The sequence below is a fragment of the uncultured Spongiibacter sp. genome, assembly GCF_964011655.1.
GTDB classification, from domain to species: domain Bacteria; phylum Pseudomonadota; class Gammaproteobacteria; order Pseudomonadales; family Spongiibacteraceae; genus Spongiibacter; species Spongiibacter marinus.
Window position 1 is genome coordinate 1 of record NZ_CAXGPO010000017.1, and the last position, 22008, is coordinate 22008.

16 protein-coding genes, 1 tRNA gene and 1 pseudogene are annotated in these 22008 nt (G+C 56.3%); 3 read left to right on the plus strand and 15 right to left on the minus strand.

The window, feature by feature from the left end; genetic code table 11:
* Positions 1–803, plus strand: a pseudogene (locus ABNS66_RS09480) (acetyl-CoA acetyltransferase); the annotation flags it as partial.
* A 99-nt stretch (positions 804–902) separates the two neighbouring features.
* Here ABNS66_RS09480 and ABNS66_RS09485 read toward each other — a convergent pair.
* The 6 genes from ABNS66_RS09485 to ABNS66_RS09510 all read right to left on the minus strand — a co-directional run bounded on the left by ABNS66_RS09485 (position 903) and on the right by ABNS66_RS09510 (position 8236).
* A complete protein-coding gene (locus tag ABNS66_RS09485) occupies positions 903–2135 on the minus strand; it encodes an iron-containing alcohol dehydrogenase (protein ID WP_286837275.1) in 1233 nt (410 codons plus the stop codon).
* Between the two features lie 82 nt (positions 2136–2217).
* The gene (locus ABNS66_RS09490) at positions 2218–3771 is read right to left on the minus strand and encodes a long-chain-fatty-acid--CoA ligase (protein WP_286837273.1); all 1554 of its coding nucleotides are present in this window, start codon (positions 3769–3771) and stop codon (positions 2218–2220) included.
* A 42-nt stretch (positions 3772–3813) separates the two neighbouring features.
* Complete coding sequence (locus tag ABNS66_RS09495; protein WP_286837272.1) at positions 3814–4944, minus strand: acyl-CoA dehydrogenase; 1131 nt, start codon at positions 4942–4944, stop codon at positions 3814–3816.
* A 9-nt stretch (positions 4945–4953) separates the two neighbouring features.
* Positions 4954–6132 carry an acyl-CoA dehydrogenase family protein gene (locus tag ABNS66_RS09500; protein ID WP_286837270.1) on the minus strand — a complete coding sequence of 393 codons (1179 nt, stop codon included), beginning with the start codon at positions 6130–6132 and terminating at the stop codon, positions 4954–4956.
* Positions 6133–6254: 122 nt separating this feature from the next.
* Complete coding sequence (locus tag ABNS66_RS09505) at positions 6255–7028, minus strand: 3-hydroxyacyl-CoA dehydrogenase (protein ID WP_286696003.1); 774 nt, start codon at positions 7026–7028, stop codon at positions 6255–6257.
* A gap of 35 nt (positions 7029–7063) precedes the next feature.
* On the minus strand, positions 7064–8236 hold the full coding sequence (locus ABNS66_RS09510) for an acyl-CoA dehydrogenase family protein (protein ID WP_204996766.1): 1173 nt from the start codon (positions 8234–8236) through the stop codon (positions 7064–7066).
* 288 nt (positions 8237–8524) lie between these two features.
* On the opposite strand from ABNS66_RS09510, the gene ABNS66_RS09515 reads away from it, so the two are divergent.
* Together ABNS66_RS09515 and ABNS66_RS09520 are read left to right on the plus strand one after the other, a co-directional pair.
* On the plus strand, positions 8525–9883 hold the full coding sequence (locus ABNS66_RS09515; RefSeq protein ID WP_286837268.1) for a cytochrome P450: 1359 nt from the start codon (positions 8525–8527) through the stop codon (positions 9881–9883).
* Between the two features lie 183 nt (positions 9884–10066).
* A complete protein-coding gene (locus tag ABNS66_RS09520; RefSeq protein WP_286837266.1) occupies positions 10067–10504 on the plus strand; it encodes a PaaI family thioesterase in 438 nt (145 codons plus the stop codon).
* A gap of 55 nt (positions 10505–10559) precedes the next feature.
* On the opposite strand, the gene ABNS66_RS09525 is transcribed toward ABNS66_RS09520, so the two are convergent.
* The 9 genes from ABNS66_RS09525 to queE all read right to left on the minus strand — a co-directional run bounded on the left by ABNS66_RS09525 (position 10560) and on the right by queE (position 21895).
* Positions 10560–10775 carry a TIGR02450 family Trp-rich protein gene (locus ABNS66_RS09525; protein ID WP_286837264.1) on the minus strand — a complete coding sequence of 72 codons (216 nt, stop codon included), beginning with the start codon at positions 10773–10775 and terminating at the stop codon, positions 10560–10562.
* 142 nt (positions 10776–10917) lie between these two features.
* Positions 10918–11634, minus strand: coding sequence for an NYN domain-containing protein (locus ABNS66_RS09530; RefSeq protein WP_286837262.1), 717 nt, complete (start codon positions 11632–11634; stop codon positions 10918–10920).
* A gap of 427 nt (positions 11635–12061) precedes the next feature.
* Positions 12062–14425 (minus strand): TonB-dependent receptor, encoded by a 2364-nt coding sequence (locus tag ABNS66_RS09535; protein WP_286696014.1) that lies wholly within the window; start codon positions 14423–14425, stop codon positions 12062–12064.
* Between the two features lie 181 nt (positions 14426–14606).
* Positions 14607–16979: a TonB-dependent receptor gene (locus tag ABNS66_RS09540; protein WP_286837260.1), complete on the minus strand. Its 2373-nt coding sequence runs from the start codon at positions 16977–16979 to the stop codon at positions 14607–14609.
* 112 nt (positions 16980–17091) lie between these two features.
* Entirely contained in the window at positions 17092–18981 is a 1890-nt protein-coding gene (locus tag ABNS66_RS09545) for a CocE/NonD family hydrolase (RefSeq protein ID WP_286837258.1), read from the minus strand.
* Positions 18982–19302: 321 nt separating this feature from the next.
* Positions 19303–20178, minus strand: coding sequence for a lysophospholipid acyltransferase family protein (locus ABNS66_RS09550; RefSeq protein ID WP_286837256.1), 876 nt, complete (start codon positions 20176–20178; stop codon positions 19303–19305).
* A 229-nt stretch (positions 20179–20407) separates the two neighbouring features.
* Positions 20408–20482, minus strand: a tRNA-Lys gene (locus tag ABNS66_RS09555).
* Between the two features lie 78 nt (positions 20483–20560).
* A complete protein-coding gene (gene queC / locus ABNS66_RS09560; RefSeq protein WP_027874348.1) occupies positions 20561–21232 on the minus strand; it encodes a 7-cyano-7-deazaguanine synthase QueC in 672 nt (223 codons plus the stop codon).
* Positions 21233–21247: 15 nt separating this feature from the next.
* Complete coding sequence (gene queE / locus ABNS66_RS09565) at positions 21248–21895, minus strand: 7-carboxy-7-deazaguanine synthase QueE (protein WP_286837254.1); 648 nt, start codon at positions 21893–21895, stop codon at positions 21248–21250.
* Between the last annotated feature and the right edge of the window lie 113 nt (positions 21896–22008).

The following is a 22008-nucleotide window of genomic DNA, read 5'->3' on the forward strand; positions in this document are numbered from 1 at the left end:
ATAACAAATACCTGTGCGCCCAGATGAATATCGACATGGCCGCCGCAGTGATTATGACCACCGTCGGTACCGCACGCGAACTCGGCATTGCCGAAGACCGCTGGGTCTACCTCAATGGTTGCGCCGAAGTGAATGATGTGTGGTTTGTTGGCGAGCGCGTGGACCTTTCCCGGTCCAACGCCGTCGCCCTGGCTGGTAAAACGGCACTGGCGCGCGCCAATTGCGAGATTGACGACATCGCCCTGATGGATATTTACAGCTGCTTCCCCTGTGCGGTGGAACTGGCCTGCGACGCGCTGGGTATCGACCCCTTCGGTGAGCGAGCACTGAGCCTCACCGGCGGCCTGCCCTACTTCGGTGGCCCCGGCCACGGCTACAGCCTGCACGCTGTCGTCACTATGGCCGAGCAACTGCGCCAGCAACCCGGCGCCAATGGCATGATTACCGCCAACGGCTGGTATATGACCAAGCAGGCCATTGGTATTTACAGCACGCGCCCTGCTCACCAAAACTGGCAGCGCGGCGACGATGCGCCCCTGCAACAGCAGATCGACAGCCAAGACCACCCCCGCATTGATGACGCCCCGGAAGGCCCCGGTGTTGTGGACAGCTTTACCGTTGTCTGCGACGGCGATGGCCCCCAGCAGGGCATTATCGTTGGCAGCCTGGACAATGGCCGACGCTTCATTGCCCACACCGAGAAAGACGACGCCCTGCTCGCGCAAATGATGCATGAGGATATGATCGGGCGGCGCGGCGTGGTGTCCACCGGCGAGGAACACAATCTGTTTAGGTTCGACTAAGTCCATCCGCACACACGGCGGCTGAAAACGCCGCCCATAAAAAAAACCGGCATTTGCCGGTTTTTTTATGGCTTATCACCAGTGTGTGGCACGTGTTACTTAGGCCATCGCGCGCGCATCACCGGTTTGCTTTAACAGAGTACGCAAAATCGCCTGACACTCTTTGCGGCTCATCAGAACCGGTACCGGATAGCCCGCCCCTTCCTTGACCGCATCCGCGGCAATGGCAGCAATATCCTCTTCACGCAGCGTATCCAACACATCGGGTACACCCAGGCGCGTATTCAAATCCGCCACCGCATCGATAAATTTCTCTGCCGCCTGGGCATCGCCAGTGCTGGCATCGGCCACACCAATCAAGCGTCCCAACTCAGCCAGCGGTTTTTCGGATGCCTTGGCCATAAAGCGCAATACCTCTGGCATCACCAATGCGTTTGCCAAGCCGTGTGGCGTGCCGTAGTGGCGCCCTAACTGGTGAGCGATCGCGTGAACATTACCCACCCCGGCGTCGTTAATTGCCATGCCAGCGTAGTAGGCCGCTAACGCCATTTGCTCGCGCGCCTCGGCGTCGTTGCCGTCGCGGTAGGCGCGTGGCAGGTAGTCGAAAATCATTTTAACCGCCGCATAGCCGTAGCCATTGCTGCTCTCGGTGCCCCACAGGCTTATGTAGGTTTCCACCGCGTGGGTCAGCGCATCCATTCCCGTGGCGGCGGTAATCGGTGCGGGCATTCCCAGCAGCAGATCCGCGTCCAACGCCACCGCTTTGGGCAGCATTTTCGGGTCGGCCAAAAAGCACTTTTCATGACTCGCCGGGTCGGAAACCACCGCAGCAATCGTCGCCTCTGAACCGGTGCCCGAGGTGGTGGGCAATGCAAACAGGGGCAGCGGCATGGTCTTCACTTTGAAGTAGCCTTCCAACTTGCGACCGTCGCGGCCATTGGTCGCCGCCGAGGCAATGGTCTTGGCGCAATCAATTGACGAGCCGCCACCAATCGCCAACACCGCATCGCATTTGTGCTGCTGTTGCAGTGCCAGGCCTTCATCAACCATTGCAAAGGTTGGGTCGGGAAGAATGCCATCATAAATTACGCACTCGACACCCTCTTCCTTCAACACATCAACGGCCTTACCGACAATGCCCAGCTCCACCAAAATTTTATCGCTGACAATTAACACGCGCTGCGCGCCTTGGCGGGCGATATGTCGACACAGCTGCGCCGTGCTTCCCTGACCGTTGAAGGCCATGTACGCGAGCGATGGCATCAATTTGAAGGGAATGGCGATCAACGCCAGATACGTGCGCTGTAGCAGGGTTCTAAAAAATTTACTCATCCTTAACTCCATAGCAGGACAGTGATTCTGTAATAGCCAGTTCGGTATACGTAGTGGCTACCGACCCGTGGATCATGCCTTATCAGGCAGTTTCGCCCTGATACTTAGGCACGATACTCGCGCGCAGTTCTTTTTTCAGTATTTTGCCGCTGGGGTTGCGTGGCAGCGCCGCCACATATTCGATTAGCTTCGGCGTTTTAAACCCGGCCAGTGAACTGCGACAGTGTTCAACCATCTCATCGACGGTGATCTCACCGTCTTCACCTGCCACCAGCACGGCCAGGGGAACCTCGCCCCATTTTTCGTCCGGCACACCAATCACCGCTGCATCGGCAATTTTCGGGTGAGACATCAATACATTTTCAACTTCCGCGGGATAAATGTTTTCGCCCCCGGAAATAATCAAATCTTTCACGCGGTCTTTAATAAACAGATAGCCGTCTTCGTCCAGATACCCGGCGTCGCCGGTATGCAACCAGCCGTCCACCACGGTTTTTGCGGTGGCCTCTTCGCGCTTCCAATAGCCCTTCATCACCTGTGGGCCACGACCGAGAATTTCACCCACCTCGCCGGTAGGCAGCGTATTGCCCTTGTCATCGACAATACGCAACTCGGTGCCAAATACCGCGCGACCGCAGGAGCGCAGCAATTCAGGCTTGCCCTGCAGAGCACGCATGTGGTCGTCATTGGTGAGGAAGGTCAGTGCGGTGGTCGACTCCGTCTGACCATAGCCCTGATAAAACTCGCAGTCGAAGACTTCCAAACAGCGCTTTAACAGGTCCACCGAAATCGGCGACGCACCGTAGTTAATCCAGCGCAGATTCGGGAATTCGTATTTCTCGATATCGGGAATGCAGGCCAGCGAGAACTGCAGCATCACCGGCACCACGGAAACATAGGTGATGTTCTCATTGGCCATGGTCTCGATCATGCCAATGGGGTCGTAGTCGCGGTGCAACACCAACTCGCAGCCGTAATACACCGCCATCAAGGCACCCACCAAGCCCAGGGCATGAAAAGTAGGCGCGATAATTAAGGCGCGGTCACCGGCGCGCGGCGCGCGGCCAGTGGTCAGCGGCGCTTGAATGCTGTTACAGATCAAATTGCGGTGGGTCAGCAGGGTACCCTTAGGCAAACCGGTGGTGCCGCTGGTGTACATTTGAAACAGCACATCGTCGCCGTTCAGGGTCACCGCGTCCGGCGTCAGTGCTTCGCCCAGCCACTCGTTTAGGGGCACTGCGCCATCGACGTCACCCACAATAGAAACCTGCTCGACACCGGCCAGGTAGGAGCCGATCAATGGCGCAAACTCGCCGTCGACAAACAGCATGCGTACGTCGGCGTCTTCAGCAATAAAGCCAACCTCATCGGCGGTAAGACGGTAGTTAATGCCTACCGGTACCACACCGGCGCGCGCACAACCGAGAAAAACCAGGAAGTTGTCCAGGGAGTTTTTGCTGAGAATGGCCACTCGGTCACCCTTGGTGATACCGCGTGCCTGCAAGCGCGCCGCGACGTGACCCATTTTCTGCCAGGCCTCGGCGTAGCTTAAATGGCTGTCCGCATCATTGCCGAAGGGCGCTTCGGGGCGCATTTTTGCCTGAAAGGCCAGGTACTCAACAAAACTATCAAACATGGATGTCTTCCTTATCGTTTTTATCAGAGGGCGCGCGCCCCGCTACGCAGCCTGCGGCCCGTAGCGCAGCGCCGCAAACCGCCGACGTTGCCAATCACTGTCACCGAACAGGGTGTCGATAACCATTAGTCGCTTTAAGTAGTCGCCAATGCTCAGCTCTTCGGTCACGCCCATACCGCCGTGAAGCTGCACCGCTTCCTCGGCGACTGCGCGGCCGTGTTTGCCGACCATGGCTTTCAGAGCCGCCGTATCACTGGCTGCCTGCGCTTCGCCACCACTGTGCGAACACAGCGCTCGCACCAGTAGCGAACGGCATTGCTCAGTGGCCGTGTACATATCCACCATACGGTGTTGTAGCGCCTGGAATTTGCCGATGGGCTGACCAAACTGCTTGCGGGTATTGCTGTATTCCACTGTTTCTTTCAGCAGCTTTTCCATCGCGCCAACCGCTTGAGCCGACACCGCGATGGTCGCTTCGGCAATCACCGTTTCGACCATCGCCAGGGCGGCATCGCCATCGCAGATCACGCTGTCGCCGGTGAGCTCCACGGCATCGAATTGAATATTTGCGACGCGCTGGCCGTCCATCAATTTGAAGGCATCGCGCTGTACGCCATTGCTGATCGCGGGCACCGCAAACAGTGTGTAGGCGTCATCCAGCCACGCGGCCACAACCAGCACATCGGCGGCCGCGCCGTTGAGCACCAGCGTTTTACTGCCGGTCAGGCGATACCCGTCAGCACTGCGCTCAGCGCGGCAGTCCATGGCATCGAGCTGGTGGCGGCTACGACGCTCCTGATAGGCAAACGCGGCGTGGCAGCTGCCCGCCATAATTTCTTCCAGATAGCGGCCTTTTACTGCCGCGTTATTGCCGCGCGCAATCAACTGAGCGCCAAGCAGAATCGAACCCAGATAGGGTTCAACGGCAACGCTGCGGCCCATGGCTTCCATTAGCACAGAGGTATCCACCACTGAACCGCCAAAACCGCCTTCCGCTTCAGGCAGGGGCACGGTCAGCCAACCCAGCTCGGCGTAGTCCTGCCACACCTTGCCGGAAAAGCCTGTCTCTTCAGCCAGGTACTGCCTGCGTTGGTCGGCGTCGTAACGCTCGGCCATATATTTATCGATACTTTCTTTGAGCAGTTGCTGCTCAGCATTGAGTGAAAAGTCCATAACGCCCTCCTACAGCCCCAGCCCAAATTTCGCGATGATATTTTTTTGTACTTCGTTACTGCCGCCGTAAATGGTGCAGGCCCGACCGTACATGTACTCCCGTCGCGCTTGGTCGCCGTAGTCATGGCCCAGCGATGACAAATCGGCATCGGCCGGCAGCACGCTGCCGTACAGCCCCGCCACATCAAAGAACAAATTCTGCACGGCCTGTTGCAGCTCCGTACCTTTGAGCTTGAGCAGGGACGATTCCATGCCCGGAGCGCCGCCATTGGCCACGGTGGCCAACACGCGCAGCTCGGTGTATTCCAGCGCCATCAACTCCATTTCAATATCGGCCATGCGCGCCTGAAACGTGGGGTTATTCAACAGCGGCTGGCCGTCGTCGTTCTCATCGGCCGCCAGCTTGCGCACGTTGTTCAGCACTTGTTTGCAGTATGCGATGCCAGACAGCGCAGTGCGTTCGTGGCTGAGCAGCGCCTTGGCATAGGTCCAGCCCTGATTCTCTTCACCGATGCGGTTTACCACTGGCACCCGCACGTTTTCAAAGCTGACTTCGTTTAAGTGATGCTCACCGTCAATGGCAATAATCGGCGACACGGTGATGCCTGGCGTGCGCATATCAATCAGCAAGAAGCTGATGCCCTGCTGCGGCTTGCCGCTGTTGTCGGTGCGTACCAGCGCAAACATCCAATCGGCATACTGGGCGTAAGTGGTCCAGATTTTGGTGCCGTTAATCACATAGTCGTCGCCATCGCGTTCGGCGCGGGTTTGCAAACCGGCCAGGTCACTGCCCGCGCCTGGCTCGGAGTAGCCCTGACACCACCAGGTGTCGCCATTGAGAATGCCTGGCAAGAATTGCTGCTTTTGTTCCTCGGTGCCAAAGGTGTAAATCACCGGCCCGACCATCTTCAAACCAAAGGGCGGCACATCCGGCGCGCCGGCTTCAGCCAGTGCGCTGTCGAAAATGTATTTTTGGGTATCACTCCAACCACAGCCGCCGTACTCAACCGGCCAGCCTGGCGCCACCCAACCCTTGTCAAAACGCTTTTTCTGCCACTCAATGGTCGCGGCTTTAAAGGTTTTGGGGTCGCGAATTCGCGCGGCCATGTCGTCGTTAAAGTTGTCGCGCAAAAACGCCCGAACTTCCTCTTGGAAGGCGAGCTCTTCTGCAGAAAATGTCGCGTGCATAGCTTTCTCTCTATTATTGGCAGGCCACGCTGCATCCTGAATCTAGGCTATCAGCAGCGTAAAGAAAGGGGTTAGTCCCCGGGCGCCGTTTGTTGGCAGCGGCCGACCCGGGGCAAGCAGACTTACCGCGGCTGCATGCGAATGCCGCCGTCCATACGGATCACTTCAGCATTGAGGTAGTCGTTGTCGATAATGTGCATCGCCAGGCTGGCAATTTCCTCGGGCTGGCCGAGGCGCTTGGGGTTAAGCACCGACTGCGCCAACGACTGGCGCGCTTCTTCAGGCAAAGACGCCAACAGCGGCGTGTCGATCAAGCCCGGTGCAATGGTGTTAACACGAATGCCATAGCTCGCCAGGTCGCGGGCAATTGGCAAGGTCATGCCAACAACACCGCCTTTACTGGCGCTGTAGGCAGCCTGGCCAATTTGGCCGTCGAAGGCGGCAACCGATGCCGTGTTGATAATCACCCCGCGGCCACCAAATTCGTCGATGGGGTCTTGCTTGGCCATGGCCTCGGCAGCCAAACGCAGCACATTAAACGAGCCCACCAGGTTAATGTCGATCACACGCTTAAACTGGTCCAGCGGGAAGGCGCCCTGCTTGCCCACCGTTTTAATGGCGTTGCCAATACCGGCGAAATTGCAGCAGATGTGAATCGCGCCGAAGGCCTCCAAACAGGCCTTCACCGCCGCTTCAACAGAGGCTTCGTCCGCCACATTGGTGGCAACAAACAGCGCTTTGTCACTGCCCAGCTGCTCAGCCAGGGCCTGACCGAGGGCTTCATTCATATCCAGAATGGCGACCTTGCCACCCGCTGCTACAATCGACTCTACCGTCGCTTTACCCAAACCCGATGCACCACCGGTTACCAGGGCAACTTTTCCGTTTACATCCATCTTTCTACTCCTAAACGTGATGAGTGAAACCGCGCTTAGGCGCGGTCAACAAAGGGAACGAAGCTGTCGGCGAATACATCGCGGGCAATAATCAGCTTCATAATTTCTGAGGTACCGGCAAAAATGCGGGTAATCCGCGCGTCGCAGTACATACGGGAGATCGGATACTCGTCCATGTAACCCGCACCACCGTGCAGCTGCACGCCTTCGTCAACCATGCGGCACAGCAACTCACTGGTATACAGCTTGGCTTTGGCGGCATCTTCTGCGGTTAACTGGCCACGGTTATGCACCGCAACACACTGGTCGACATAGGCCTGGGCCACATCCAATTCGGTGCGCAGTTCGGCCATTTTGAACTGGGTGTTCTGCATTTTTGACAGCGGCTTACCAAACACCTTGCGCTGCTCACAGAATTCGCGCGTCACTTCAAACGCCTTCTGCGCTGAAGACAAAAAGCCGCAGGCGCCAATCAAACGCTCTTCAGCCAGACCTTCCATCAGGTAAATAAAGCCCATGGTTGGGTCGCCCAGTACGTTCTCTTTGGGAATACGCACTTCATTGAAGAACAGTTCGGCAGTGTCCTGCGCCTTCATGCCCATCTTCTTCAAATTGCGACCGCGCTCGAAGCCTTCCATGCCGCGCTCCACCAAAAACAGGCCCATTGCATGGGGGTTATTTTCCGGATCGGTCTTGGCCGCTACGATCACCACATCGGAATTAATGCCGTTAGTGATATACGTTTTGTTACCACTCAGCAGCCAGTGGTCGCCCATGTCTTTAGCCACGGCGCGCATACCCGCAAGGTCGGAACCGGCATCGGGCTCCGTCATCGCCACGGCCAGAATCACCTCACCACTCACACAGCGTGGCAAAAAGCGCGCCTTTTGCTCTTCACTGCCAAAGCGATCTATGTAGGGGCCAACCAAACGGCTGTGCAGGGTATTCGCCCAGTCACCGGCGTAAACGTTGGCGGTTTCTTCAATAATGATCTGCTCAAAACGGAAGTCGCGGTCGCCCATGCCGCCGTACTGCTCGTCGGGCCAAACCATCAAAAAGCCCTGTTCACCGGCCTTTTTAAATACCTCCCGGTCAACAATGCCCTGCTCGCGCCAAGCATCCACATTCGGGGCCACTTCCTGCTCCAGGAATTTGCGGTAGGCCGAACGAAACATTTGCTGCTCTTCTGTAAAATCTCTGGGAAGCATGGTTCTTCTCTCGTTATTCAATCGGCGCGCTCGCGCCGAGGTTTGTTTTTCCTGCCAGAGCCGAGGCTCGGCACTGCGTGTCGACGCACAGCATCGCCTCGCCGCCCCCAAAGCGGCAATGATTGACCGTGACAACCACTTGACATTTTCTTACAAAAAACGGGAATCCCCCGCCCACTGGCGCGTGTCGACCACCGCCGTCGCCTGCCGACTAGACCCTAAAAAACGCCTGCCCTACTGTGTCTGCCAAGATGTGCCGCACTGCGGCTAGCCACAACGAGGAACACCATGAACAGCACCAGCGTTGACTACCAAGACTACCCGCGCCAACCCAATCGCAAGCTGACGCATATTCCCGGTGACACCGGCCTGCCCCTGTTCGGCCAGACCTTCAGTTTTTTGAAGAACTACAAAGCGCTCACCGAAATGCGCTACCGCAAATACGGCAAAATTTCGCGCGGCAATACCCTGTTCCAACACAGCCTGACCCTGCTCGGCCCCGAAGCGAACGAACTGGTACTGAAAAACAGCGACGGCCAGTTCTCCAGCATGCTGGCCTGGAACCCATTACTGGACAGACTCTTCCCCAACGGGCTGATGCTGAAAGACGCCGAGGCCCACCGCTACGACCGTAAAATTCTGCAAGGCGCGTTTAAGAAAGCATCTATCGAAGGCTATTTGCACACCATGAGCCCGCACCTGGAGCGCGGCCTGGAAGAGTGGCCCAAAGGCAAAGAGTTCCACTTTCAACACGCCGTAAAACAACTGCTGCTGGAAGTGGCTGCCGAGGTCTTTTTAGGTGTGGAAATGGGCGAAGAAGCCAGCGGTGTGAATACCGCCTTCGTGGACACCATGCTTGCCTCAATGGCGGTATTAAAGCTCCCCATCCCCGGCACGCTTTGGCACCGCGGTCTGACCGGCCGCAAACACCTGGAAGACTTTGTGATGGCGCATATCGACGACAAGCGCAAACACGAAGGCCGGGATATTTTCTCGCAGATCTGCCACGCCACCGATGAAGACGGCAACTATTTCTCCGACGAAGCGGTGCGCGACCATATTATTTTCCTGCTGTTCGCTGCCCACGACACCACAACCAGCACACTGTGCTCCATTGTTTACGCACTGGCAAAGAACCCCGAGTGGCAGCAGCGGCTGCGCGAGGAATACGCAGCTATCTGCAAAGACCAGCTCGACTACGACGACCTGAATAAACTCGACGACAGTAAGCTGGTGTTTAAAGAAGCCCTGCGCATGTATCCCCCCGTGCCCGCCATTCCGCGCCGCACCCTGAAAGAAATGGAAATTTTTGGCTACCACGTACCCAAAAACACCGCAGTGGCCATCTCTCCGCTACTGACTCACTACATGGAAGAGTATTGGAGCAACCCCAATGACTTCGACCCCGAGCGCTTTTCCAAAGAACGCGCCGAAGACAAAAAGCACTTCTTCCAATGGGTGCCCTTTGGCGGCGGCGCACACAAATGCCTGGGCCTGAACTTTGCCGAAGTGCAAACCAAGCTGTTCCTGTTCCACCTGCTGCGCCGCTTCAACATTAAAGTGAAAGACGGCTATGAAATGCCCCGCAGCTGGGTGCCGTTGATCTTCCCTGCCGACGGCCTGCCCGTGAGTTTTGAGCCCATCTAAAACTGCTAGCAAAACCATCTAACGGCGGCTCGCGTAAACGGGCCGTCGTTTTTATTTTCAGTTGCTACTTCTACCTAACAACGCTCCGCTATCGAGACGCGCCAAGCACCGCTGTGCGCCGTTAGACAGCACAGCGATGAATAAGTAGGCCACCACACAACATAACTGCACGAGAAAACCACCATGCCCGCTCCGTACTTCCCCGAATGCGAAAGCTCAGACTGGCAAACCATGCCGATGGTAGAAGGCACCTCCTTCGACAGTCACCTCGGCGCGTTTGAATTTCGAAAACTCGGCGATAACACCGCCCAGGCCCGCTTTCGCTGCGACGACAACAGTAAAAATATTCAACACGGCATACACGGCGGCTACCTCGCCGCCCGCGCCGAACAAGTGTTTTATCTGCCGCTCTATACCGAGCGCTGCGTAGCATTGGGGCGCGTCGTCACCATCGATTTCAGTATGCAGTTTTTACAGGGAGGCAAGCTCGGGCCAGACATAATCGCCGATGTTGAGCTACTTCAGGAAACGGGCCGCATGGGCTTTACGCGCGGCACGCTCAGCCAGGAAGGGAAGATACTGTGCAGCTTTAGCGCCACACTACGAAAGCTAGCTGCCTAAGGGTTAATCGGCAAAAAAGCGGCAGTGGAATTAAATGGTGTACGCGGAGCAAACGCTACTTCCACCCCTGCCGCCAGTTATCCGTATTCTTCAACACCGTCCAGTCAATCGACTCGGTGCGCTTGGACATTACCGCCTCAATCACACAGTCCACCACCACGCCCTCTTCATCAAACTCGACCTCCGCAACCGTAAAGTGCTTTTCTTTATTGACGGGCTGAACCGCCGTCCACTTGCTGTGGAGGAGTTTTTTGGGGTTGATGGGGTTCATGGTCAAGCTTGCTCCTTTGCGGCTCATGGTACGAAGGCCGTGCAGCTATATGGGTGTAGGTATTTCGGTAGGTCTACGCATCCTGAACTATCCGAGGCATTACATCAAACTGGGGTACTAAGCGAGCGCATACCGCGCCTTGTTAGGGCTTTCTACACTTTCTAATATCTCGAACTAAGAAAGAATTCCCCTGCCCTCGCTTAAGCTCGAACAGATCAATTGCTTTGAACAGACTACTCAGATTTTTGAACCCGTAGTTTCTACAATCGAACGACGTCCTGTTAGAGATGTTTGCACCAACAGGCCCTAGAGGTGCCCAACCATCGTCATCTTCAGTGGCCTCAATTGCCTGGCGTAGAAGATTAATTAGCTTAGTATCGGATTTTATGTTCTTCGGTTTAGAACTCTTTTCAGACTCTATCTCCTCGGAGTGATCCAGAAAGAGAAATTTTGAGCATGCATTTACAAAAGGTGCAGGTGTCTTTCGTTCACCGAACCCCAATACTACCTTCCCCTCGGCCAATGCTCTCGTCACCATTGGAGTGAAATCACTATCCGACGAAACAAAGCACATAACATCAATGTCTTTGGTGTACATGACGTCCATCGCGTCTATGACCAAAGCTATATCAGACGCATTTTTACCCTTGGTTAGGTCATACTGCTGCACTGGCTGGATAGCATACTCATGAAGCAGGTCTTCCCAAGGCTTGAGACTTGGTGGCTTCCAGTTTCCATAGGCTTTACGGATCGTCACCACTCCGTACTTTGCTACCTCGCTGAGGACATCTTCGAACCTGCTGGCCGGCGCGTTGTCAGCATCAATAAACAGGGCTATCTTTTGTTTTATCTCGTCCATTCTTAACTCGTGTATGACTTATTAGCCTTAACATTTGTATATCGCGCACGCTCGGTTTTTTGCCCGAGCACCACTCGACCGTCCAATGGCACATAGCATTAAATCTATTACTAAACCGACGTATTCACGCAAAATCTGGAGCTGGCATAACGCGCATGCGTGTTTATCTTGATGGCGGGGTGTCATAGCTCTTGCCCGTATTTCCTTATGTGGCTGTTTTGCCGCGCGTTTTTGAAAATCGCTCAGGAGTAACGCGTATTCCTTGCTGAAAATACGAGCATAAAGACTAGGCGTGCAAAAAACTATAGGCGGTGTGTATGGCTCGTTTGCCAGCAGACAACGGCTTGAACGCTGGGCTTTATTGCCAGTGCTGGAAACAAAAAGGCCCTCGAAAGAGGGCCTGTGAGGTGGTTTACACGCGAAAGGTTTAGAAGCGCAGCACCCCTTCCACGGCGACACTGCGCGGAGCATCGGTAGAGGCAAAGTGAGCGCCTACAAACAGCGGAACGTCGTTACCGTGTGACGTGGTAATTTCGTTGGTGAGGTTTTTACCCAGCAGGGCCAGCTCCCAACCCTGGGCGAAGCTCATCAACGACAGGCGGCTGTTGATTTTATAGAAGGCGTCTTGCTTATCGGCTTCGTCGCGGTCCTGCGTGGTGTAGTACTCCTCGGTGTAGTTCAGGTCCAACTGGAAGCGCATTTCCATGCTGTCGCCGATGGGCCGAACATATTGCCCGGTAAGGCTCGCGGTGACTTCCGGCGCATAATCGGTGCCCTCGCCAGAGAGGTCCTGGCGGCAGTCGGGGTTACCGGCGCGGAAGGCCGCATCGGTTTGTACGGCGGTACAGGGGCCATCTTCAAAAGAGGTGAAGTAGGAGTCCAGCCACGCGGCCGACGCGCCAATGGTCAGCCTTTCACTCAGGGCCATGCGGAAGTCCGCCTCTACCCCTTGGGTGATCGACTCCGCAGCGTTGCCCACCACGTAACCGGTCAGGGTGAAGTTACTTACCTGGCGATTGGCAAACTCGGTGTAGAACGCCGCGGCGTTGAAGGTGGCGGCACCGTCAAACAAGGTGGTTTTTACCCCTAGCTCGAAGGTGTCGGCTTCTTCGTCTTCATAGGTGAAGGCATCCTGACTGGAGGTGGTGTCGCTGGCGTTAAAGCCGCCGTCTTTAAAGCCTTTGGCGTAGCGGAAGTAGCTCATCACATCTTCAGTGGCGTACCACTGCAGGTTGAAAGCCGGTGAGACGTTCTCCACGCTGCGTTCGTTTTCGATATCGTGGTTTTCGGAGTTGTTCAGTGCGCCAGCGATCACCGCGTAAAGTGGGTTGATGGCCCGCTCTTTGGAGCGGAAGCGCGCAACATCCAGGTACTTAGTGGCTTCTTTTTGGTCTTCACCCCAGCGCAGGCCCAGTGTGGCACTTAGCGTGTCGGTGATATTCCAGGTGGCCTGACCAAATACCGCGAGGCTGTCGGTGGTTTGTTCAAACTCGGTGAAGGTCGCTAACTGGGTGGGCAGCGATAGGCCCAGTAGCGAGCTGGGAATCCCCACGGCGTCGAAGTCCAGGTTCAGCCAAAGGGTGCTGGTCAGGTCTTGGGTGTGGGCGTAGATACCGCCGATGTAGTCGATGCGCTCACCCACAGTACCCGCGATGCGAAACTCCTGACTGATTTGGGTGAAGTCTTCGGTGTTTTCGGTGCCTATGAATTCCAGGTCGGTAAAGTCGGCGTCCAAATTAAAGAAGAAGTCGAAGTGGGAGTAACCGGTGATGCTGGTTAAGGTCACGGTGTCAGTGAGTGCATACTCCAGCGTAAACACCGCGGCTTCGCTGTTGTTCTGGGTGAAGGCCGGTTGCCAGTCGAACTGCTTGTCGGACTTGCGGCGGTCAAACTTGCCATCTTCGCGCGGGTCGATTTCGTCTTCCAGGTTGAAGGACAACAGCGGCAGTGGCAGGTTTATCGGCAAGTTGATGGGCAGTGAAATATTCGACTGGTACAGGTTAAAGGTACCGGTGTTGTCGGTGAGCTGGAAGGTGGTGCCCTGAATGCCGAAGTCGGATTTTTCCAGCTTGAGGTTTACATCCAGCTTGTCGGTGGCGTCCCAGCGTAGTGCCAGGCGCAGCGAGTCTTCGGCGCGCTGGGCTTCGTCGCGGTCAAGAATAAAGTTGTCGACATAGCCGTCTTCTTCCAGGCGTTTATAGGCAGCACGCGCCGAGAAGTTGCCCCCTAGCGGCGTATTCAGAATGGCGGTCACTTCCCGCGCGCCGATCTCGGGGTTGTATTGGTAGGCAATTTCACCGCCCAACTCGTCGTTGGGGCGGCTGGTACTGATGTTCACCGCACCGGCGATGGTGTTCTTACCAAACAGGGTGCCCTGCGGGCCCTTGAGCACCTCAACCAGCGCAATATCCAGAAAGGGCGCTTGGAACTGCTGGCCGCGACCGGCGTAGATGCCGTCGATAAACATCCCTACCGACTGTTCAAAGCCGCGGTTGTCACCCGAGCCAACGCCACGAATATAGATGGCGTTACCCTGACCGGTAACTGCCATTTTAAAGTTGGGTACGTAGGCGGTGAGCTCTTCGATACGCTGTAAGCCGGCATCGCGAATTTTGGCGCCATCTACCGCGGCAACGGCAATGGGTACATCTTGCAGGCTCTGCTGTTGTTTCTGGGCGGTGACAATCACTTCTTCGAGCTGGGCGCGAGGTTTACCTTCAGCCGCGAACCCGGCGGCTGGCAGCACGGCCAAGGCCAACGCGGTAGTGCACCATCGTCTGGGGTGTACCATAGCAATTCCTTATTAGTGTTATTCGCCAGCATAGTGACGCAAACAGGCACAAGGAAGATTGTTCAACGGTGCCGGATGTGTCGCGGCGCGACACATCCGTTATCCGCTGGCGGTATCAAGAAAACCCCATCGGAATTGCGCAGCGCCCCACCGCAAGGGCGATGAGGCGATGCCTACTCCGCTAGAAGCGCACAACGCCTTCCAGGGCGAGGCTGCGCGGGGGATCGGTGGCGGCGAAGTGGGCACCAACAAACAGGGGAACATCGTTGCCCGCGGGGCGCGTCATTTCGTTGGTGAGGTTTTTGCCGACCAAGGCCAGCTCCCAGCCCTGATTAAAGTGCGCCAAGGACAAGCGGCTGTTTATTTTGTAGTAGGCCTCCTGCATATCGGCGGCGTCGCGGTCCTGGGTGTAGAAGAATTCATCGCTGAAATTCACATCCACCTGCAGGCGCAGCTCCATGCTGTCGCCAATCGGTTGCAGATACTGACTGGTGAGGCTGCCGGTGTATTCCGGCGCGTAATCGGTGCCCTGGCCGCTGAGGTCCTGGCGGCAATCTTTATTGCCCTGCTCCGACGCCGTGCGGGTTTGCTCGGCGGTACAGGGACCGTCGGGAAAGGCGGTGAAATACGAGTCCAGCCATGCCACAGAAGCGCCAACAAGCAGCCGCTCGGTAAGCGCCCAGCGCATATCCGCTTCAAAGCCCTGGGTGATGGACTCGGCGGCATTGCCCACCACGTAGCCGGTCAGCGTAAAGTTACTGACTTGGCGTTCCATAAACTCGGTATAAAACAGCGCCGCGTTCACGGTCATGGCGCCATCGAGCAAGGTGGTTTTGATGCCCAGCTCGTAGGTGTCGGCCTCTTCGTCCTCGTAGGCAAAGGCGTCCTGACTGGCGGTAGTGTCGTTGGCGTTAAAGCCGCCATCTTTAAAGCCTTTGGCGTAGCGGAAATAGCTCATCACATCTTCATTGGCATACCACTGCAGATTGAAGGCCGGTGAAACATTGTCGACTTTGCGAGCGTTTTTTATGTCGTGGTTCTCCGAGTTATTGAGCGCACCAGCCAACACCGCATAAACGGGATTGGGGGTACGCTCCTTGCTGCGGAACTCGGCAATATCCAAATACTTGTGGGCCTGCTTCTCATCCTGCCCCCAGCGCAAACCCAAGGTGGCACTCAGCGACTCGGTAATGGCCCAGGTCGCCTGACCAAATACCGCCACGCTGTCGGTGTCTTGCTGGTATTCGGTAAACGTGGCGAGTTGGCTGGGTAGGGAAATGGTGGTGCCCGGCAGCGAAATGGAACTGGGCACCCCCAGTGCCTGGAAGTCCAGGTTTAGCCAAAGTGTGCTGGTAAGCTGCTGCTTGTGGGCGTACACGCCGCCGATAAAGTCGATGTTGTCGCCGATATTCCCCGCCAGACGAAACTCCTGACTTAGCTGGCTGAAGTCTTCGGTGTTTTCGGTGCCGATGAACTGCAGGTCGGTGAAGTCAGCGTCGAGGTTAAATCGAAAATCAAACTGGGAATAGCCGCTGACGCTGGTAAGCGTCAGGGTTTCACTCAGCGCGTATTCCACCGTGAATACGGCGGATTCACTGTTATTTTGGGTAACTGCGGGTTGCCAGTCGAACTGACGGTCTGACTTGCGGCGGTCCAGGCGGCCGTCTTCGCGGGGATCAATTTCGTCTTCAAGGTTTACCGAGTACAGCGGCACGGGCAGTGACACTGGCGGCGTGACGGGCAAGCCGAAATTCGACTGGTACAGCGAAAAGGTGCCGGTGTTATCCACCAGCTGGTGGGTGGTGCCCACTTGGCCAAAATCCGACTGCTCCAGTTTGAGGTTGATATCGAGATCATCGCTGGCGCGCCAGCGCAGCCCCAGGCGCAGCACATCTTCGGCGCGCTCGGTTTCATCCTGGTCGAGAATAAAATTATTCACATAGCCGTCTTCGGTTAAACGCTTATACGCTGCCCGCACTGCAAAGGCATCGCCCAGCGGCACATTAACGGTGGCGGTGACCTCTTCTGCGCCAATTTCCGGGTTGTGCTGGGCGCTGAATTCGCCGGAGAAGGCATCACTGGGTTTGGCGGTACTGATGTTGACGGCGCCGGCGATAGTGTTTTTACCGAACAAGGTGCCCTGCGGTCCTTTTAGTACTTCCACTAAGGCAATATCGAGGAACGGCGACTGGAACTGCTGACCGCGCCCGGCGTAGATGCCGTCGATAAACATGCCCACCGATTGCTCAAAGCCGCGGTTGTCACCCGAGCCCACACCGCGAATGTACACCGCATTGCCCTGCCCGGTGACCGCCATTTTAAAATTGGGCACATAGGCGGTGAGCTCTTCAATACGCTGAATACCGGCATCGCGAATTTTAGCGCCATCGACGGCGGCCACGGCTATTGGCACATCCTGCAAGCTTTGCTGCTGCTTCTGAGCGGTGACCATCACCTCTTCCAACTGCGGCCGCGATTTGCTGTCCTCGGCCAGCGCCGCAGCGGGTAATACGGCCAGCGCCAGCGCACCGATACAGCATTTGCGAACTCCCATAGTCACTCCTTATTTGTATTATTTTGGTATGGAGGATCAGTGGCCTTAATGAGTAAGGCCGTAAATTGCGTTACGACTTTTAGTTATCAGTTATTTATTTGCCAGCCACCGCCTATTCACCACTGGAGACGATAGGCAAGGCCTCGATAGGTATCACCGGCAGCACCACACTGGAGGGCCGGTCGGCATCGCTGTATACGGTCATCACCCCCGCCAGCTGGTCGACAAGGTCTAGCACTGGCGGGATGCCGCGCGGGAAGTCACTGGCACCGACGGAGATGCGCAGCGCGTGCCCGCGTTTAATCACCGCGCTGGTTGAAAATATCTCCACATTGATGGCCACCACCTCGTTCATCGCCAGGGGCTGACGGCTCTCGGCGGTATATAGGTGCCAGGGCTGAATCATATTGCCGTCAACATAGCGCGACTGGTTAGGATCCACCGCCCGCGCCGACGCCGTAAGCAAACCACTGGTAAGTTGCCGCGATACGCCGTCGGGGGAGACATCGCTCACCCTCACCACTACGCCGGCATCCAATGCGGTGGTGGATATCCACAAATCGGCCTGAATGGGGCCGTTAATAAAATAGTCCTCCTCCATCGGCGCACTGGTGTAGGTGACTTCCAGGGCCTCATTGATTCGGTTGTCGTCGTAGCAGGGAGAGGGAAGCAAACCGAGAATACCCGCCGACCACTGGGCCGTGCTATCTGAGCAGATACCGGCAAAGGGTTGCTGCAAGACAACCTTGCTCCCCTCATCAGCGGCAGCGCCCTGCTGACTTAGGCTGCCATCGCCACGCAAATACCAGCGCTCACTATGCAACTGGGGGTGTGGCCAGTCTGGCAGCGTTACATAGCGCTCTTCGCCATAGAGATATTGGGTGACGGCGGGCATGTCTTCTGCACCGTTGTTCATGCCCTTCAGGTAGTGGTCGAACCAGGCCAGCGCAATATCGTCGCCGTGGGGAATGCCATCGACCGGCAGCCCCTCTAACTGTGAGCCCTGCAAATGATCCCAGGGGCCGATAAGCAGTTTGGCATTAGTGTTGTCCTTTAGCCCTTCATAGGCCATTGGTTCGCTGCGCTGAAAAATATCACGCAAGCCGCCGACCACGAAGGTGGGCACTTTCACTTTGTCGATATGAGTCAGGGGCGAGCGCACGCGCCAAAATTCGCTGTCGTAAGCGGTTTCATCACTGCCGGTAAGGCCACCGATCAAGGTTGTTGCCTGAAATTCCGTCACCGCGTTGGCGGTGTGTTCGGCAAACACACTGAGCAGTTGCTCGGGGTCCTGGAAACTTTCCTGCGCGGGAATTAACGACAAACCGGTTACCAGACCCAGCCATGCGGGCACAAAGGCACCGTTGATCTGACCACCGGCAAAGGTGATATCGCGATAGACATCCCCCGGCGGCACGATTGCAAACAGGGCTTTGTGTGCCGGGTGGTTGTGCTGCGCGGTAAGCAATTGCGTGATGGCCATAAACGATGGCCCCCAGGTACCCACGTTGCCGTCTGACCAGGGTTGCTTGGCTACCCAGTCCATTACTTCGAGGTAGTCGGCCTGCTCGACCGGCCCCCAGGCTTCCCACACGCCTTCAGAATTTCCGGTGCCGCGCACGTCGACATACACCTGCGCGTAGCCGCGTTGAACAAAATACGGGTTAGCAGCCGTTACGCCACCGGTACTGCTGTTGTATCCGGTCTGCGTGAGAATCACCGGCAGCGGTGTCTCGACGGGATTCCCCGCCTCATCGGCCGGCAATGTGATATGGGCCGACAGGCGAACGCCGTCGCGCATTTCGATAAATTCGCGGGGCAGGGTCACCATCGCGCTGAATTCCTGCGGACGCTCGTAGGGCTGCCACGCTCGTGTTTCTGCCGAACCGGTGTCATTGGCCGTGGTGGTTTGGCCGCTGCTTGAAGAGCCGCCGCAAGCCGTTAACATTGCACCGAGACAAATCAATAGCCCGGCCACTACTTGGTCACGCAAGCCCATCATGATGATTCTCCGCGTTGAGAGCGCACCGGCCGATAATTGCCGGGCGGACTCTTATCTTGTTTATTATTGTTATTGATTCGCTGCGAGCGGGAGCTGTGCCTGAGTATCCATGCTAAAGCGAGCCGCTACACAGCGAGACAAGCCAGGCGCCTCGCCAGCATTATTATGATTATGTTGATCAATACTGACCCAAAACCCTGGCTGTGGATTGTCTGCCAATGACACGCAGTGTCCCACACCGCCAAATACACTATACGGCATATTTGTTACCTAGAAATCGGCAGACAAAAAAAATGCCGGGCTTAGCCGGCATATTTTGTATTAAGCGCTGAGCACTCGTCGCCAGAATTTATCTTTGAAGCGTTCCTGCGCGCGCTTGAGAAACAGCGAGGAGATCATGCCTTCAATCGTTTCAGCAACATCGCTGCGAATCGCCATTTGCTGCGCTTTGCTGGGCACTTTGCCTTTGTATTCGCTGAGGTCAACGGGGTCACCAAACTGAATAAAACAGCGCTGGGGTTTGGGCAACAGCGTACCGAACAAGCCAACCGGAATCGGCCCCATCAGATCGGTGCGGGAGTTTTCGTTTAACAAGCCAAATCGGGTGAGCAATTTACCCAACAGCGAGTTTGGCAGGTCGCGGCCTTCCATTAAGTGGCGATAAAACTCCTCCGGGCCTACTACCGCCGTGGGAATAATGGTGTAGCCATGCTTAGCGGCCATGCGCACAAAGCCGGTGCGCTCCTTCCACTGCAGGGTGTATTTTTGGTCGGCGGGTTTGGTGGCCTCGTGGGCACCGCCGGGAAATACCAAAATATCCTGGCCGCCTTCCATCAGCGCACTGCACACCTCTGGGTGGCCGATGACCGCGCCCTGATTGAGCAAGAACTGCTCATTGACGCTGTTCCACATCCATTTGTCGCTTAAGGCGCGCAAAAAGCGACCATGTTCTGCCAGCATCGGCAGGCCGAGAATCGGGCCATCGACAGCGTAGATGGAATGGTTAGCGACAAACAAGCAGGGCTTGTCCGGCAGTTTGTCGGCATCGAGAAACGTCGGGGAAAACAGGTATTTGAGCAGTTTATATACCCAGTCCCGCGCGGGGTGGGTGGGCGGTTCAACCGCCATTACGCGCTCGATGTAGCGCTGCATATCTTCGCCCTCGTAGGGCACATAATCCTTGTCGTTGATACTCATAACGCTATGTCATGCCTTTTTCGGTTGTAGTTCGCCCCGCCCTCGTGGCGGGTCGTACGCTTACGCAATAACTCCATGTATCGTTGCGCAACGCGCCAAGAATACCGAGACAGCGCAGCAACATCGACGTTTTATTCGTCAATAAATACGCACTTGGCGAAATTCGTGTCGGAAAAGTAAGCGGCAAAAAAAAAAGCACTGCAAATGCAGTGCTTTCTTCGGAATTTGATGGTGGGCCGTGATGGATTCGAACCATCGACCAATTGGTTAAAAGCCAACTGCTCTACCACTGAGCTAACGGCCCCGAAAGAGGCGCTTATAATACGGATTTTGAGATCAAAAACAACAGCATAAGCATAAAAAAATTGTTTTTTTTACCCGATTAACGATAGCGCGTCGGATCGCTGACACCGGCCTCGATAAAGCCTTGTCGACGCAGGTGACAACTGTCGCAACGGCCGCAGGCATAGCCTTCATCATCGGCCTGATAACAGGATACGGTGAGGCTGTAATCCACGCCCAGGTCAGTGCCCAAACCAATGATCTGTGCCTTGCTGAGGTCGATAAGCGGCGTGGCGATATGCATGGCCTGCCCCTCTACCCCCACTTTTGTGGCGACATTCGCCAAGTGCTCGAAGGCATCAATAAAGGCAGGGCGGCAATCGGGGTAGCCGGAATAATCCACCGCATTCACACCAATGTGGATGCTGTTGGCGCCGATCACCTCGGCCCAGCCCAACGCGATGGATAAGAACACGGTGTTGCGCGCAGGCACGTAGGTGATAGGTATGCCTTCGCCACCGGCATCGGGCACATCGATGCTGGCGTCGGTCAGCGCCGAGCCGCCAATGCTGCTCAGATCCAGTTTGATAATCTTAAATTCTTTCGCGCCGTGCGCATCGGCAACGCGGCGGGCGGCAATCAGTTCGGCGCGGTGGCGCTGGCCGTAGTCAAAGGCCAGGGCATAGCATTCATAACCATCGGCGCGGGCCTGAGCGAGCACGGTGGCACTGTCGAGACCGCCTGATACCAATACAATTGCTTTCTTTGTCACTACTCTGCCTATTACTTAATGTCCGGGGGCGTCTTGCCATAGAAGTTTGTGTAGCTGAAGCTGGAAACGCACCGGCAAGTTGTCGTCGATGATCCAATCGGCGAGGTCACGCGCGGGCAACTGTTCAAAACTCGGCGAAAACAGCACCTCGCCGACGCGCTCCGGCAACCGGTGCTGATCGACCTGGAAACGCGCCCAGTCGTAGTCGTCGCGATCACAGATAACGAACTTCACCTGATCGTTCGCGCCGAGGTGGTCCAGATTTTCCATCAAATTGCGGTGTTGTTCGCCCGAGGCAGGGGTTTTCAGATCCACGACTTTCGATACGCGGGGGTCAACATCGGCAACGGGCATGGCGCCGCTGGTCTCCAGGGACACCTCGTAACCGGCATCGCACAGTGCCCGCAATAAGGTTAAGCACTCCGGCTGGGCAAGCGGCTCGCCCCCTGTTACGCAGATGTACCGCGGCGAATAACTGGCAACCTGCGCAAGAATGTCGTCGATGCTGCGACGTTCACCGCCGTGAAAGGCGTATTCGGTATCGCAGTAGGTGCAACGTAGCGGGCAACCGGTTAGGCGCACAAAGACGGTGGGCAGGCCAATGGTTCTGGACTCGCCCTGTAAGGAGTAGAAAATTTCGGTAATTCGCAGACTGGCGCTCATGCTTGTGCCGCTCCGGGTGAAACGGCCTGGCCGTTAGACGGGCTGGTAAACCCAAAGGGCGCTATTTTAAGAGCTGAGCCGCCCGAGGGCAACGCGCAGCGAATGCGGTGGCT